Origin of the sequence: Actinoplanes aureus (genome assembly GCF_015704865.1) — a bacterium.
GTDB classification, from domain to species: Bacteria; Actinomycetota; Actinomycetes; order Mycobacteriales; family Micromonosporaceae; genus Actinoplanes; species Actinoplanes aureus.
Window position 1 is genome coordinate 142,128 of sequence record NZ_JADQTO010000020.1, and the last position, 14,636, is coordinate 156,763.

Genomic DNA, 14,636 nt, shown 5'->3' on the forward strand with positions numbered 1-14,636 from the left:
GTCGATGTGACGCGCGACATAGGTAGGGGGCGCTAAGCGCTTGCCGGTCCAGCTTCTTCGGGGTACGCGTGACCGGTCGTCCCGCCGAAGCCGATCCCGTGCCCGCTCTCCCGGCGCGGGCCAGGCTTTCCGTCCCGGCCCCAGCGCGACCGCCGGGAAGTGGTGGGCCGGTGGTTGCTGGCGGTTGCTGGCCAGCGGCCGGGGTGCCTACTCGCGGTGTGTGGGGGCCGGGCTTCCACAGTCAGGGTCCCCAAGCGGTGATTTTGCTTTTCCCAACCTCAATGCTGTCTCAACGGCCGCCAGACAGCACCCACGTTGGGCCGGACAAGACCCTGACCACGAAGGTCTAGATCTCAGAGGGTGATGACGATGCCGATGCCCGGCGGGCGCTTGATGCGAAGGAGCCGGGACAACCCGCCGCCGATGCGGGCGGAGATGTAGCGGCTCTCCAGGAGCCGGCGCGCGTTCTCCGTCTCGGACGGCGGCAAGAGCGTGGCGGTGCCCCGGACCGGGCGGGCCCCCGGGGCGACCTTGCCGCGGATGTCGCAGGCAACGATCTCGACCTGCGGGTTCCTGCGGATGCGCTTGACCTTCCAGGCATCGGCCGCCGATACCGTGGTCACGGTGTTGCCGTCGGCCACGTGCCAGACCGGGGTCGACACCGGGGTGCCGTCCTTGCGGTAGGTGGTCAGGCTTATCTGCTTGCTGGCGGCGATCTCCGCGGGAACGGTCATGGCGACTTCCTGTTCGTCAATGTGCTGGTCAGCCTAGGCGGAAGCCGCCGAGCTGGCCGGCGACGGCCGGGTCGTGGTGGTCGAGCGCGACGCTGACCCCGGTGTCCAGATCGGCGATCCGGCTCATCTGCTCGTCGGTGAGTTCGAAGTCGAAGACGTTTAGATTCTCCGCCATCCGCTCCGGGCGTACCGACTTGGGATGACCACGACGCCGGGCTGCACCAGCCAGCGCAGGGCGACCTGGGCGACGGACTTGCCGTACTGCTCGCCGATGCCGGCCAGGACGGGTTGGTGAGGCCATCGCCGTCGCGGCCGGCGGCACCTACGGCGTCATGCGCGGCGCGCTGACAGGAGAGGTCGGGGGTTCAGGGGATGAGGACGGTCTTGCCGGCCAGCCGTCCGGTTGCGGCGTCGTCGTGCACGGCGGCCAGGTCGCTCAGCGGCCTCCGGTCGGCCACGTCGATGCGCAGCTCACCGGCGTCGACGCGGGCGACGAGTTGGGCGAGCTGGGCGGCGTCGCTGCGCACGTACACCCGCACGGTGCGCACACCGCGCCCGGGCTGCTCGGGGCCGGGCGTCGTGGTGCTGACGAACACTCCGCCGTCCGCGACGAGATCCACCAGCCGGGCGGGCTCTCCCGGGACCAGGTGCAGAACCACGTCGAACCGATCTCCCGCCACCGCGTCGGGCAGAGCCGTGGTCGTGTGGTCGATGACGCGGTCGGCCCCGTAGGAGCGCACGCGATCGTGACTGTGGGCGCTGGCGGTCGCGGTCACGATGGCTCCGGCCCGCTTGGCCAGTTGGACGGCGTACCCTCCGACCGCGCCGCCCGCGCCGTTGATCAGGATGGTCTGCCCGGCCGTCAGGCCGGCGTGTTCGAACAGCGCTTGCCAGGCCGTCAGGCCGGTCGTGGGAAGCGCGGCGGCGTCGGCGAGCTCGCCAGTGCGGGGTGCGGCGGCCAGCGTCCCGGCGGGAGCGGTGACGTATTCGGCGGCCGCGCCCGGCACGGTCATCGGCAGGAACGCCACGACCGCGTCCCCGGTGTTCCAGTGGTCGACTCCCGGGCCGACCTCGACGATGGTGCCGGCCACGTCGAAGTTCGGGATGTGCGGGAAGGTCAGCGGGAACACCTCCCGCAGGTAGCCGGCACGGATCGCGGCGTCGACCGGGTTGAACGAGGTGCCTGCCACCCGCACCACCACCTGTCCCGCTCCGGCTGCCGGGCGGTCGGCGGTCTCGTAGGTCAGAACGTCGGTGTCGCCGTAGGAGTGGTAACGCACTGCCTTCATGATCTCCCCCTCGAAAAACCGCTTCGAACTCGAAGCATGTGCTGACCGTAAATCGCTTCGAGTTCGAAGCAAAGGCGGAACGGTGGTGCCCCTCGTCACATGCTGCGAATTCGAAGCACGTACCGTGAAAGGCATGACCGAGATCGACACCAGCGACGGCGGGGTCCCACCGCTCGCCCCTGAGCAGCTCGCGACCTACTTCGCGCTCATGGAAGCCGTCAGCCTGCTCCAGCACCGCGTCGAGCAGCAGCTCCGAGCCGACGGCGGCATCAGTTACGTGCAGTTCCAGCTCCTGGCCCGCCTCGTGCAGGCGGACGGGCCGCTGACCATGACGCAGCTCGCCGACGGCGTGGTCTACAGCCGCAGCGGCCTCACCTACCAGGCCGGGCTGCTGGAGACGGCCGGCCTGATCACCCGCAGCACCCTCCCGGAGGACGAACGCGCCACCCTGGTGACCCTCACCGAACAGGGCGCGGCACTGTTCGGCCGCGTCCTGCCCGGCCACGTCGAGGTGTCCCGGGTTCTGCTGTTCGATCCCCTCACCGCCGACGACGTACGCCACCTCGGCGAGGTCATGACCCGCGTGCGCGACCACATGCGCGCCCAGCCGCCCCGATCCGCCGCCCCTCGCAAACGCCGCGCCGGCACAGCCCGCTGAACCTGTGCCGTCAGGTGTGGATCGACAGGCAGGAGCGGGCCCGCACGATGGCGTCCGAGAACAGCGTGGCGCAGACCCGGCCCGGCTTGGATCGGATCGAACGGGGGATCGGCGCGTGGATGGTTCCGGACCACTTGGTGCACCCGTTGTGGAAGGCGCCCTGGAAGTGCCGGAGCCGTTCGTCCTCGGCCGGGGTGTCGATGTCGACCCACCAGTTGCAGATCGGCTTCACCGAGGTGAAGAACGCGGCGTACGCCCGGTCGATCCGCAGCCCGCTGCCGACGACGAAGACACACGACTCACCGTTGCTGACCCCGATCCCACGGATATCGACCTTCGGCCCGACGCCGGTGCAGCCGTGCCGCTCGGCGGCCATCGCGGGCTGCGGAGCGGCGACTGTCGCGACGCCCGCGGTCAGAAACGCCAGAACGGTGGCCGCGACAGCGCGGCAACGCATGGAAAGACCGGTCCTCATAGCTGCACATCCCCTCGTCGTCGAGTCCGGTTCCGTTACCGGCCTCGCCATCCATCACCCCGCCTGGCCTAGGCGGGTTCACGGGGACCGCAGGGTTACGTCCTACGGGTGACCGAAAGAGTTCAGACGGTGGCGTCGATGGGAGCCGTGGTTCGGCGGGTGACCAGGGCGGGGGAGAGCTTGACCTGCGCGGTCGGGCGGTCGCGGTGGGCGATGCGGTCGAGCAGCAGGCGGGTGGCCTCGGAACCGATGTGGTGGCCGGCCTGGTCGACGGTGGTCAGGCTGATCGGTGCGAAGGCGGCGAACATGGTGTTGTCGTATCCGGCGAGGGAGATGTCGCCGGGCACGGACAGGCCGGCTTCGGTGAGGGCGTCGAGCACGCCCATGGCGACGATGTCGGCGCCGGCGAAGATGGCGGTCGGCCGCGGGTCGCGGGCCAGGAGCCGCCGGGCGCCGAGGTAGCCGCCCTCGCGCGAGTACGAGGTCGACTCGATGTCGATGAACGTACCCAGATCGTGAGCCTGCATGGCGTGCCGGTAGCCGGCGGAGCGGATGGCGTTGGGCATCTCCCTGAGCCGGACCGGATTGGTCTCCAAATGCTCGATGTGGGCGATGCGTTGGTGGCCGAGCGCGGCCAGGTGCTCGACGACGAGCTCGGCGCCGGTGAAGTCGTCGTCGGCGACGGTGTCGTAGCCGGTGGCCTCGCCGTGCCGGCCGACGACGACGGTGGGGACGGCGCGGGCGATGCGTTCGAGGTGTTTGCGGGAGCCGGTGGGTGCGATGAGGATCAGGCCGTCCATGCTGCGGTCGATCATGGCGTCGTGGACGCGCGCCTCGGCGACCTCGTCGTTGCAGCAGCGGGCGAGCATCTGCACGTAGTCGGTGCCGTCGAGGGCGGCGGTCACGCCGTCGAGGATGTCGGCGAAGAACGGGTTGCGAAAGTCCGGCAGGGTCACGCCGATGGTGTAGGTCTGCCCGCGCATCCCTCGTGCGGCGGCCGACGGGCGGTAGCCGAGCTCCTCGATCGCCGAGCGCACCTTGATGCGCATGTCAGGGCTGGCGCCATAGGCGTTGCGCAGCACTTTGGACACCGCGGTGGTGGACACCCCGGCGTGCCGGGCCACGTCGACGATCGTGACGCGCCGTGCCGGCGCTGAACCTCTCGGCATCCGATCTCCTTGATCTGGGAAACGTTGCCCAGTTTAGTGTTGCCACAGCGTGCGGGCCAGACCGGCTCGCCTCGAAGAACTGGGCGATGCACCTCTTGACGCTCGCTGGCATCTGCTCTTAGTGTCGGCGAAACATATTGGAAAACGTTACCCACCTCACATCGGGGTCGCGATGTCGCCGTGGGTCGCGGCCCCTCGCTGCTCGCAACTCGCCCGCAGGCTTCCTGGTACTACCGCATGAAACGATTCAACAAAGTGGGTATCCAGTGACACTCGACGTGAAAGAACGCCTCCCCGCACGGGCCGCCGCCGTGCCCCGGCGCCGGCAGTTCGGAGCGCCGCCCTGGTGGTTCGTCGTTCCGGCGCTGCTGCTGTTCGCCTTCGTCGTGCTCGTTCCCAGCGCCCGCGGCGTTTACTACGCCTTCACCGACTGGGACGGTCTCGACCCGCAGCTCTCGTTCATCGGCCTGGACAACTTCACCGCCATGGCCGACGACCCCGACGCCCTTCAGGCCATCTGGCACACCCTGCTCATCGCGGTCGCCATCACCGTCATCCAGAACGGCATCGGCCTGCTGCTCGCCCTCGGCGTCAACACCGCTATCAAGAGCCGGAACTTCCTGCGGGTGCTGCTGTTCGCCCCGGCGGTGATCACCCCGATCGTCACCGCCTACCTGTGGCGCAACCTGCTCGGCCCGGACGGCGCGGTCAACAGCCTGCTCAGCACCGTCGGCCTGGAGTCGTGGCAGCAGAACTGGCTCGGCGATCCCGACCTGGCGCTGTGGATGGTCGTACTGGTCGTGGTGTGGCAGTTCGCCGGCTACTCGATGGTGATCTTCCTAGCCGGCCTGCAATCGGTGCCCCGCGAGATCTACGAGGCCGCCGCCATCGACGGCAGCGGGCCGGTCCGCCGGTTCTGGTCGATCATCCGGCCGCTGCTGGCACCGGCCATCACGATCAACCTGATGCTGTCGATCATCGGCGGGATCAAGCTGTTCGACCAGGTGTACGCGCTGACCGGTGGCGGCCCCGGACACGCCACCGACACCATCTCCACGCTGATCTACAAGGACGCGTTCACCCTCGGCGAGTTCGGCTACAGCATTGCCCTCGCCGTCGTGCTCACCGCCATCGTCGCGGTCGTCTCCGCCGGCCAGTACGCCGTCCTGTCCCGCAACGAGAAGGCGGCGTCGTGATGAATCGCTACTCCACCCGTACCTTCGCTCTCGAATTTGTCATGATCGCCGTGGCGATCGTCTTCGCCTTCCCGGTCTATGTCCTGGTCAACCTGGCCGTGCGGGCACCCTCGGACACCTCGTCACCGATCAGCCTGACCTCCTCGCCCACCTTGACCAACTTCACCGAGGCCTGGCAGGTCGCCGGCCTCGGCGGCGCCCTGATCAACAGCGTGCTGGTCACCGTGGTCAGCGTGGTGATCGTCCTGGCCGTGTCCGCGCTGGCCGCGTACCCCCTGGCGAGAAGCACCGCGCACTGGTCCCGCGGCACCTTCCTGCTGATCATGCTCGGGCTGATCCTGCCGTTCCAGCTCGCCGCGCTCCCGCTCTACCAGACCATCCGCGACCTCGGCCTGCTCGGCTCGGTGTGGTCGCTCGTGCTGTTCTACGCCGGCCTGCAGGTGCCGTTCACGACCTTCCTCTACGTCGGCTTCCTGCGGGCGCTGCCCCGCGACTTCGAGGAGGCGTCGTTCATCGACGGTGGCTCCGCGTTGCAGACCTTCCGGTACGTCATCTTCCCGATGCTCAAACCGATCACGGTCACCGCGCTGGTGCTCAACGCGGTAAGCGTCTGGAACGACTTCTTCACCCCGCTGCTCTATCTGAGCGGCAGCGACCAGCAGACCATGCCCGTCGCGATCGCCGGCTTCGTCGGCCAGTACGCCGCCGACTGGAATCTGATCTTCGCCGCCCTGCTGATCAGCGTCGTCCCCGTGCTGGCGGTCTACCTCGTGCTGCAGCGCTCCATCATCAACGGCTTCGCGGGAGGGCTGAAGGGTTGATCGTCTACGGCTTGCAGACCGAACAGCGCACCGAGCCGCTCGGCCTCGGCGACCGGCGACCCCGGCTGTCCTGGGCGCTCGACAGTGAGCGCCGCGGCGCCGCCCAGAGCGGCTACCGGATCATCGCCGCCGAACGCGAAGAGGACCTGGACGAGCCCGCCCGGCTGCTCTGGGACACCGGCCGCCGGGAATCCACGGACACCATCCTGATCCCCTGGCTGGGGCCGGCCCTGCGTTCGGCCACCCGCTACCACTGGCGGGTCGAGGTGTGGGACGAGTCCGGCGCACCCGGGGGCAGCGCGCAGAGCTGGTTCGAGACCGGTCTGCTGCACACCGACGACTGGACTGCGGCGTGGATCGGCCGCGACGCGCAGGCCCTGCCGCCGGTCGACCCGCCCACCGACGACGACCTGGACACGCCCGGCCCGGCCGAGGCACCGCTCAATCTGCGTACCGCGTTTCACCTGTCCGCCCGGCCGGTGCGGGCCCGGCTGTACGCGACCGCGCGCGGCGTCTACGAGGCCGCCCTCAACGGCACCCGGATCGGCGACCATGAGCTCGCGCCCGGCTGGACCGAGTACCACCAGCGGATCCAGTACCAGACCTACGACGTCACCGCTCACCTGCGCGACGGCGACAACGTCCTGAGCGCGGTCGTCGCCGACGGCTGGTGGAGTGGCTACGTCGGCTTCGACGCGCGCCGCCCGGCCCGGCACTACGGCGACGCCCCGCAGTTCCTGGCACAGCTGGTGGCCGAGTTCGCCGACGGATCCCGCCAGGTGATCGCCACCGGGGACGGCTGGACCGAGTCCGACGGCCCGATCCGCTCGGCAGACCTGATGATGGGCCAGTTCGTCGACGCCCGCCGCCACCCGGGTGAACAGCGCCCGGTCGTGGTGCTCGACTCCGGGCCGGGCCCACTGGTCGCCGAACCCGACGCGCCCATCCGGGTCACCGCCGACCTGCCGGCGGTCGAGGTCCGCGCGAAGGGAGACGGGAGATACATCGTCGACTTCGGGCAGAACCTGGTCGGCCGGATCCGCCTGATCATTCGCCATGCTCGGCCGGGTCAGCGGATCGTGGTGCGCCACGCGGAGGTCCTCGCCGACGGCGAGCTTTACACCGAGAACCTGCGCCGGGCGGCCGCCACCGACACGTACGTCACCGCCGGCGCCGAGACCGAGGTGTTCGAACCGCGGTTCACCTTTCACGGCTTCCGCTACGCCGAGATCAGCGGCTACCCCGGCAAGCTGACCGGCGCCGACGTGTCCGCCCGGGTGCTGCACAGCGACCTGCCGTGGACCGGCCGGTTCGAATGCTCGGACCCGGTGGTCAACCAGCTGCACGCCAACATCGGCTGGGGGCAGCGCGGCAACTTCGTCGCGGTGCCGACCGACTGCCCGCAACGCGACGAGCGGCTCGGCTGGCTCGCCGACGCGCAGGTGTTCGCCCCGACCGCCACCCGCAACGCCGACGTGTCCGCCTTCTTCGCCCGCTGGCTGCGCGACGTCGTCGACGGACAGAACACCGACGGCGCGTTCCGCGACGTCGCCCCGATCATCGCCTTCGATCGGGAGGGTGCCCCGGCCTGGGGTGACGCCGGCGTGATCATCCCGTGGCTGCTGTGGCGCACCTACGGCGACCGTCGTGTCCTGGAACGCTGCTTCGACGCGATGGTCCGCTGGGTCGAGCACATCCGCCGGCACAACCCGGATCTGCTGTGGCAGCACCGCACCGGCAACTCCTACGGTGACTGGCTGCAGGTCGACGCGGAGACACCGCGCGATGTCCTGGCGACGGCGTACTTCGCGCGCAGCACGGAGATCGTCGCCGCAGCGGCCGACGTCCTCGGCAAACCCGCCGCCGAATATCGGGCGCTGCACGCGGCGATCAAGGACGCGTTCCGCAACGCCTACGTCGGTGACGACGGCAGCGTCAAGGGCGGCACCCAGACCGCGTACCTGCTGGCTCTCGGTTTCGGCCTGCTCCCCGGCGACTTGGTCGACAAGGCCGCCGCCCACCTCGCCGCGGACATCGAGGCTCGCGGCGACCGGCTCACCACCGGCTTCGTCGGGGTGTCGCTGCTGTGCCCGGTGCTGTCCGAGCACGGCCGCACCGACCTGGCTTATGCGTTGCTGCACCAGGACGAGTACCCGTCCTGGGCCTACTCGATCCGGCACGGCGCCACCACCATCTGGGAGCGCTGGGACGGCTGGACCGAGCAGCACGGCTTCCAGTCCGCCGCGATGAACTCGTTCAACCACTACAGCCTGGGCAGCGTCGGCGACTGGCTCTACGGCCGGGTCGCCGGCATCGACCAGACCCCGGACTCGGTCGCCCACCGCGAGCTGCTGCTGCGCCCCACGCCGGGCGGGCGGCTCACCTGGGCGCACGCCGAGCAGGAGACCGTACGCGGGCGCGTCGCCTGCGGCTGGTCAATCCACGACGACCGGCTGACCGTGACCGCCACGGTGCCGCCGGGATGTACCGCCGTCCTGCACATCCCCACCACTGATGTCGGCAGCGTGCGCGAGAACGACGTGCCCGCCGCCGAAGTGCCTGGCGTCCTCGACGCCGACGGGCACACCCTGCGGCTGACGTCCGGCCGCTACACCTTCACCGCCTCCGCCTGATTCATCTCCGACATCGGGAGAAACCCATGAAATCACGCAGACTGACGGCCCTCGCGGCAGCGATGACCGCCGCGACCCTGATCGCCGCCTGCTCGAGCGGCACCAACTCCGGCTCCGGCAGCGGCGACAACAAGACCCTGACGATCGCCTCGGTCGACCAGGGCTCCATCGAGAAGGTCGTCGAGGCGTTCAAGGCCGCCAACCCGGGCATCACCGTCAACCTCACGACCAGTGGCGCCGACCAGTACCAGCAGCAGATCCGTACGCAGCTGTCCTCGGGAACCGCGCCGGACGTGATGACCGTCTGGCCGGGCAACGGCAACCCGGGCGCCACCTACGTCATCGCCAAGCCCGGCTATCTGCTCGACCTGTCCGACCAGCCGTGGGCCGCGAAGCTGCCCGACGCGTTCAAGAAGGTAGCCCAGTACGAGGGCAAGACCTACAACGCGGTGTTCGGGCTCAACGGCATCGGCGTGGTCTACAACGACGACGCGATGCGGAAAGCCGGCCTGACCGCGCCCGGCACCTGGACCGACCTGCTCGCCTTCTGCAAGGCCGCCGCGGGCAAGGGCACCCCCGCCTTCGCCCTCGGCATCCAGGACAACTGGGTCACCCAGCTCGTGCTCTACTCGCTGGTCGCGACCACCGTCTACAGCGGCGACCGTGACTTCGACACCAAGATGGCGAACGGCCAGGCCACCTTCGCCGGCTCACCGTGGACCACCGCGATGGCCAAGTACCAGGAGATGGACAAGACCGGCTGCTTCCAGAAAGACCCGCTCGGCACCAGTTACGAGGCCAGCCAGACCCTCGCTGCCACCGGCAAGACGCTCGGCATCATCCAGGGCAATTGGATCATCAGCCTGCTCAAGCAGAAGAACCCCGACGGCAGGTTCACCATGAAGGCGCTGCCGGCCACCGACGACGCGGCCAGCTTCATCATGCCCGCGGCCGCCGGAGCCGGCTACGGCATCAACGCGCAGGCCAAGAACAAGGACCTCGCGCTCAAATTCGTCACCTACGTCATGTCTCCCGAGGGCATGAAGCTGTTCAACGAGACCCAGGGCAGCCTGCCGACCCTGCCGGAGGCCGGCACCACCGTCGACCCCGGCCTGACCGAGCTGACCACCTTCGTCAAGGACAACCGCACCGTCCCGTTCATGGACCAGCTGTGGCCCAACGCCAAGGTGCAGCAGACCATGCTCAGCGGCCTGCAGGAGATCTTCAGCAAGCAGGCGACCTCCGCTGAGGTACTGTCCAAGATGGACGAGGACTACAAGACCGGATCCTGAGAAGCCGTACGGGCGGCGGCCGCGCCGCCGCCCGGCGCTGCCGTCGATCGCCGGGTGACGAGCCTGGGGGAGAGCTTCACCTGAGTCGCGGGCCGGCTGTCGTCCGCGATGCGGTCCAGCAGCAGGCGGGCCGCGTTGACGCCGATCTGGTGTCCGGCCTGGTCCACGGTGGTCAGGCTGATCGGTGCGAACGCGGCGAAGGTCGTGTTGTCGTACCCGGCGACCGAGATGTCGCCGGGCACGGACAGGCCCGCCTCGGTGAGCGCGTCGAGCACACCCATGGCGACGATGTCGGCGCCGGCGAAGATGGCGGTGGGGCGCTGCGGGCGGGCCAGCAGCTGCTTCGCGCCGAGGTAGCCGCCGTGCTGGGTGTAGGTCGTGGAGGCGATGTCGACGAAGTCGCCCAGGCCGTGGGCCTGCATGGCGTGCCGGTATCCCACGGCGCGGATGGCGTTGGGCATCTCGGTGAGCCGGACCGGATCGGTCTCGTCGTGCTCGATGTGGGCGATGCGCTGATGGCCGAGCTCGGCCAGGTGGGCGACGACCAGGCCGGCGCCGGTGAAGTCGTCGTCGGCGACGGTGTCGTAGACCGCTGAGTTGCCGTGCCGGCCGACGACGACGGTGGGCACGGTCCGCGCGATGCGTTCGAGCCGTTTGCGGGAGGTCAGCGGGGCGATGAGGATGACGCCGTCCATGTTGCGGTCGATCATCGCGTCGGTGACGTGTGCCTCGGCGGGTTCGTCGTTGCAGGCCGAGGCGATCAGCACCTGGTAGTCGGTGCCGCCGAGCTGGGCGTTGACGCCGTCGAGCACGTCGGCGAAGAACGGGTTGCGGATGTCGGGCAGCATCACGCCGATGGTGTAGGTCTGCCCCCGCATGCCGCGGGCGGCGGCGGACGGGCGGTAACCGAGCTCGTCGATCGCGGCGCGGACCTTGGCCTGCATCTCGGGGCTGGCGCCGTAGGCGTTGCGCAGCACCTTGGACACGGCGGTGGTTGACACCCCGGCGTGTTTGGCCACGTCGATGATGGTGACCCGGCGCGCGGGCGCTCGGCCGTTCGGCATCCGATCTCCTAACTGGGCAACGTTCCCCAGTTTAGGGGGCTGGCCCGACCTCGGGCTAGGGCAATGATCGACGATCGATGCGCCTCTTGACGCTCGTCGGCATCTGCTCCTAGGGTCGGCCACACGCATTGGAAAACGTTACCCATGCTCGGCAGGCAGCAGTGAAACGATTCAACAAGGCGGAATCATGAAGACAGCACGGAGAACCGTTGGAGTAATCGCAGCATTGGGCCTCGTTGTGACGCTGACACCCACCCCAGCCAACGCCATCGGCCCGGCCGTGCGGGTCGTCGACCTGCGCGTCGACGGCCGGCCGGACCAGCCCCTCGGCCTGGACCACCCCAACCCCCTGCTCAGCTGGCGCTTCGCGGAGACCCGGTCTACTGCCGCCGACCGGCAGACCGCCTATCAGGTACGGGTACGCGACGCCGGCGGCAACCGCGTGCTCTGGGACTCCGGCAAGATCAGCTCCGCGATCCAGTCCGGTGTCCGCTACGGCGGCGCCGCACTCACCTCCCGCCAGCGCCTGACCTGGCAGGTCCGAGCCTGGGACGCGAGCCGGCGGGCCACCGACTGGAGCACCCCGTCCACCTGGGAGATGGGCCTGCTCGAGCAGAGCGACTGGGGTGACGCGAAGTGGATCGAATACCCCGAGCGCGCCGAGAACCAGCCGATGCCGATCTTCGCCCGCCAGTTCGACGTCGACCCACGCCGCAGGGTGAGCCACGCCCGGCTCTATCTGTCCGGCGTCGGCATGCACCTGCCGACCGTCAACGGCCGCAAGCTCACCGACGAGGTCCTCGCGCCCGGCTACTCCAACTATCAGCTGTCCAGCGAGTACCGCGCCTACGACATCACCGGCGAGCTGCGCCGGGGCGGCAACACCCTCGGGGTACGCCTCGGCAACGGTCCCGCCTACGTGCGGCGCAGCGTCACCAACCCGGCCGTCGGACGGACCGCGCCGTACTCGTGGTGGCAGAGCCAGCTCAAGGGCAACGGTGTGCTCACCGCCGACACCGAGGCCGGCGCCACCACGGTGTCGTTGAACAGCGTCACCGGCTATCACGTCGGCGCCACGATCAACGTGGACACCGGTGGCGGCGGGGACAACCTCGAGTCCCGGGTCATCACCGCGATCGGCACCGACTCGATCACCTTCACTCCCGGCCTGTCCAAGCCGCACTCGACCGGAGCGGCGGTGACCGGCTCCGGCAACAACATCGCCGCCAGCGACGCCAGCGCCGGGGCGGCCGTCACTCCTCGGCTGATCGCCCGGCTCGAGGTCGCGTACACGAACGGTCCGGCAAGCGTGATCGTCTCGGACCGTGAGTGGCGCACCTCGCTGGGCCCGCTGGTCACCGATGCCTGGTATTCCGGCTCCGACCACGACGCCCGCCGTGAGCAGCCCGGCTGGGACCTGCCCGGATCGGATCTGTCGGCCGCCGCGAAGCGGCGTGACGGCACGCCGGCCGGGTGGATCGCCGCCGGGATCGCCCCGCCGCCGAACCTGGCGACGAAGCTGGTCGGGCGGACCGCTCCGCCGATCAAGCTCGCGGAGACCTTCAAGCCGAAGACCGTCACGAATCCGGTGCCGGGCACCTGGGTGTTCGACTTCGGTCAGAACATCGTCGGGTTTCCCCAGCTCATGCTGGCGCCGGGCGTCCCGGCCGGCACCACGATCCGGGTGTCACCGGCCGAGTCCCTGGCGGCCGACGGCACTGTCGACCAGGCGTCGCTCAAGGGTGGCGGTGGCAGTCGCGGCATCGACCTGTTCAACACCTACACCACGGCCGGACTGCGCGGCGGGGAGGCCTGGCGGCCGGACTTCAACTACTTCGGCATGCAGTGGGTGCAGGTCACCGGCCTGCCCGAGGGGTACGTCCCGACCAAGGACACGATCACCGGGCTGCGCGTGCAGGCCGACACCCCGATCGCCGGCTCGGTCAGCACGTCGAACGCGCGGGTCAACCGAATACACACGATGGCCTGGTACTCGTTCGCCGGCAACATCATGTCGGTCTTCACCGACTGCCCCGGCCGGGAGAAGCTGTCCTACCCGGCGGACTACACGATGCCGATGGGCTCGATCCACCGCGACTTCGACCTCTCCGCCTACCTGCGCACGCACGAGCGCCACCTGGTCGAAGGCCAATCAATTGCGGACACGCCGATGTTCGGCAACGTCGCGCTCAAGACGCCGGTCTACGACTGGGGTTACACCGGCCGCTTCGGCGACGAGATCAACTGGGGTAACGCGATCATCCTGGTGCCGGGCTTCCTGCGGCAGCTGTACGGCGACACTGCAACGGCCGCGCGGTACTACGAGCCGATGGTGCGCTTCGCCGACTACATCGCGCGACAGAAGGCGGTCGGCAACATCGTCGACGCGGCCCTCGCCGACTGGGTGGCGGCCGACCAGGTTTCCGGCCGGATCACCGGGACCTGGGGTTACTACACCATGATCCGGGAGCTGGCCGAACTGGCCCGGCTCACCGGCCACACCGCGGACGCGGCTCGCTATGACGCACTGGCCGCCGACATCAAGACGGCGTTCAACGCGGCCTTCTACGACCCGGCGCAGCGGCGCTACGTCGCCGACGGCAAGGCGACCCAGGCGGCGCAGGCGCTCGCGCTCGACGCCGGCCTGGTGCCCGAGTCCGAGCGGCAAGCGGTCCTCGACGCACTGGTGGAACTCGTCTACGCGTTCCACCCGAACGGCGACGGCCCGCACTTCAGCGGCGGCACCATCGGCATGGCGCCGATCGTGCGGGCACTGTCCGCCGGCGGCCGCGACGACGTGCTGTGGGATCTGATCCACGAGAATGAGCAGCCCAGCTACGGCTACTTCATGGAGCCCACCGTCGCGAACCCGGACGGCATGACCACCATGGGGGAGCGGTGGACCCGCGGCGACTCGAAGAACCACATGATCCTCGCCCAGATCGAGGAGTGGTTCCACGCCGGACTCGCCGGCATCCGCGCCGCCGCCGGCACCACCGCCTACCGTGAGCTGGTCATCCAGCCCAAGGTCGTCGGTGACCTCACGTTCGTGAAGGGCAGCTACACGACACCGCAGGGCGAGGCCCGCTCGGAGTGGAAGCGCGACGGCGACCGGCTGCACCTGACCGTCACCGTCCCGCCGAACACCACCGCGGAGATCTGGGCGCCCACCCTGGGTGGCAAGGTCGCCGGCACACCGAGCCGCGCGAAGTTCCTTCGCGCTGACGGCGGCTACGCCGTCTATCAGGTGCCGTCCGGCACCTACACCTTCACCACCCGCTGACACCGGCCCTTTCGTCAAGGAG

12 protein-coding genes are annotated in these 14,636 nt (G+C 69.4%); 6 read left to right on the forward strand and 6 right to left on the reverse strand.

The window, feature by feature from the left end; translation table 11 throughout:
• Nucleotides 1–353: 353 nt before the first annotated feature.
• The 3 genes from I4J89_RS33830 to I4J89_RS33840 all read right to left on the reverse strand — a co-directional run bounded on the left by I4J89_RS33830 (nucleotide 354) and on the right by I4J89_RS33840 (nucleotide 2,023).
• Nucleotides 354–734, reverse strand: coding sequence for a PPOX class F420-dependent oxidoreductase (locus I4J89_RS33830; RefSeq protein WP_196418218.1), 381 nt, complete (start codon nucleotides 732–734; stop codon nucleotides 354–356).
• 28 nt (nucleotides 735–762) lie between these two features.
• Complete coding sequence (locus I4J89_RS50115; protein WP_230860039.1) at nucleotides 763–909, reverse strand: hypothetical protein; 147 nt, start codon at nucleotides 907–909, stop codon at nucleotides 763–765.
• A gap of 190 nt (nucleotides 910–1,099) precedes the next feature.
• Nucleotides 1,100–2,023 (reverse strand): NADP-dependent oxidoreductase, encoded by a 924-nt coding sequence (locus I4J89_RS33840; protein WP_196418219.1) that lies wholly within the window; start codon nucleotides 2,021–2,023, stop codon nucleotides 1,100–1,102.
• A 133-nt stretch (nucleotides 2,024–2,156) separates the two neighbouring features.
• On the opposite strand from I4J89_RS33840, the gene I4J89_RS33845 reads away from it, so the two are divergent.
• The gene (locus I4J89_RS33845; RefSeq protein WP_196418220.1) at nucleotides 2,157–2,681 is read left to right on the forward strand and encodes a MarR family winged helix-turn-helix transcriptional regulator; all 525 of its coding nucleotides are present in this window, start codon (nucleotides 2,157–2,159) and stop codon (nucleotides 2,679–2,681) included.
• Nucleotides 2,682–2,691: 10 nt separating this feature from the next.
• Here the strand turns inward: I4J89_RS33845 and I4J89_RS33850 are convergent, their stop codons facing one another.
• Both I4J89_RS33850 and I4J89_RS33855 read right to left on the reverse strand, forming a co-directional pair.
• Complete coding sequence (locus I4J89_RS33850) at nucleotides 2,692–3,138, reverse strand: hypothetical protein (protein WP_196418221.1); 447 nt, start codon at nucleotides 3,136–3,138, stop codon at nucleotides 2,692–2,694.
• A 140-nt stretch (nucleotides 3,139–3,278) separates the two neighbouring features.
• Nucleotides 3,279–4,325 (reverse strand): LacI family DNA-binding transcriptional regulator, encoded by a 1,047-nt coding sequence (locus tag I4J89_RS33855; RefSeq protein ID WP_196418222.1) that lies wholly within the window; start codon nucleotides 4,323–4,325, stop codon nucleotides 3,279–3,281.
• Between the two features lie 266 nt (nucleotides 4,326–4,591).
• Here I4J89_RS33855 and I4J89_RS33860 point away from each other — a divergent pair, with 266 nt between their 5' ends.
• From I4J89_RS33860 to I4J89_RS33875, 4 genes are read left to right on the forward strand one after another with little or no spacing between them, the layout of a single operon-like run.
• Nucleotides 4,592–5,521: a carbohydrate ABC transporter permease gene (locus I4J89_RS33860; protein ID WP_196418223.1), complete on the forward strand. Its 930-nt coding sequence runs from the start codon at nucleotides 4,592–4,594 to the stop codon at nucleotides 5,519–5,521.
• Nucleotides 5,521–6,342 (forward strand): carbohydrate ABC transporter permease, encoded by an 822-nt coding sequence (locus I4J89_RS33865; protein ID WP_196418256.1) that lies wholly within the window; start codon nucleotides 5,521–5,523, stop codon nucleotides 6,340–6,342. The genes I4J89_RS33860 and I4J89_RS33865 overlap by 1 nt, the downstream gene beginning before the upstream one ends.
• An 11-nt stretch (nucleotides 6,343–6,353) precedes the next feature.
• Complete coding sequence (locus tag I4J89_RS33870) at nucleotides 6,354–8,975, forward strand: alpha-L-rhamnosidase (protein WP_230860040.1); 2,622 nt, start codon at nucleotides 6,354–6,356, stop codon at nucleotides 8,973–8,975.
• Nucleotides 8,976–9,001: 26 nt separating this feature from the next.
• Nucleotides 9,002–10,267, forward strand: a complete 1,266-nt coding sequence (locus tag I4J89_RS33875; protein WP_196418225.1) for an ABC transporter substrate-binding protein — start codon at nucleotides 9,002–9,004, stop codon at nucleotides 10,265–10,267.
• On the opposite strand, the gene I4J89_RS33880 is transcribed toward I4J89_RS33875, so the two are convergent.
• On the reverse strand, nucleotides 10,249–11,331 hold the full coding sequence (locus I4J89_RS33880; RefSeq protein ID WP_196418226.1) for a LacI family DNA-binding transcriptional regulator: 1,083 nt from the start codon (nucleotides 11,329–11,331) through the stop codon (nucleotides 10,249–10,251). The genes I4J89_RS33875 and I4J89_RS33880 overlap by 19 nt on opposite strands.
• Before the next feature lie 238 nt (nucleotides 11,332–11,569).
• On the opposite strand from I4J89_RS33880, the gene I4J89_RS33885 reads away from it, so the two are divergent.
• Nucleotides 11,570–14,614, forward strand: a complete 3,045-nt coding sequence (locus I4J89_RS33885; RefSeq protein ID WP_309238577.1) for a family 78 glycoside hydrolase catalytic domain — start codon at nucleotides 11,570–11,572, stop codon at nucleotides 14,612–14,614.
• Nucleotides 14,615–14,636 lie beyond the last annotated feature (22 nt).

What these genes read in the sequence shown, in the direction of transcription:
- I4J89_RS33830 (WP_196418218.1), bottom strand. Translation starts at nt 734, where the DNA reads ATGACCGTTCCCGCGGAGATCGCCGCCAGCAAGCAGATAAGCCTGACC.
- I4J89_RS50115 (WP_230860039.1), bottom strand. Translation starts at nt 909, where the DNA reads ATGGCGGAGAATCTAAACGTCTTCGACTTCGAACTCACCGACGAGCAG.
- I4J89_RS33840 (WP_196418219.1), bottom strand. Translation starts at nt 2,023, where the DNA reads ATGAAGGCAGTGCGTTACCACTCCTACGGCGACACCGACGTTCTGACC.
- I4J89_RS33845 (WP_196418220.1), top strand. Translation starts at nt 2,157, where the DNA reads ATGACCGAGATCGACACCAGCGACGGCGGGGTCCCACCGCTCGCCCCT.
- I4J89_RS33850 (WP_196418221.1), bottom strand. Translation starts at nt 3,138, where the DNA reads ATGCGTTGCCGCGCTGTCGCGGCCACCGTTCTGGCGTTTCTGACCGCG.
- I4J89_RS33855 (WP_196418222.1), bottom strand. Translation starts at nt 4,325, where the DNA reads ATGCCGAGAGGTTCAGCGCCGGCACGGCGCGTCACGATCGTCGACGTG.
- I4J89_RS33865 (WP_196418256.1), top strand. Translation starts at nt 5,521, where the DNA reads ATGAATCGCTACTCCACCCGTACCTTCGCTCTCGAATTTGTCATGATC.
- I4J89_RS33875 (WP_196418225.1), top strand. Translation starts at nt 9,002, where the DNA reads ATGAAATCACGCAGACTGACGGCCCTCGCGGCAGCGATGACCGCCGCG.
- I4J89_RS33880 (WP_196418226.1), bottom strand. Translation starts at nt 11,331, where the DNA reads ATGCCGAACGGCCGAGCGCCCGCGCGCCGGGTCACCATCATCGACGTG.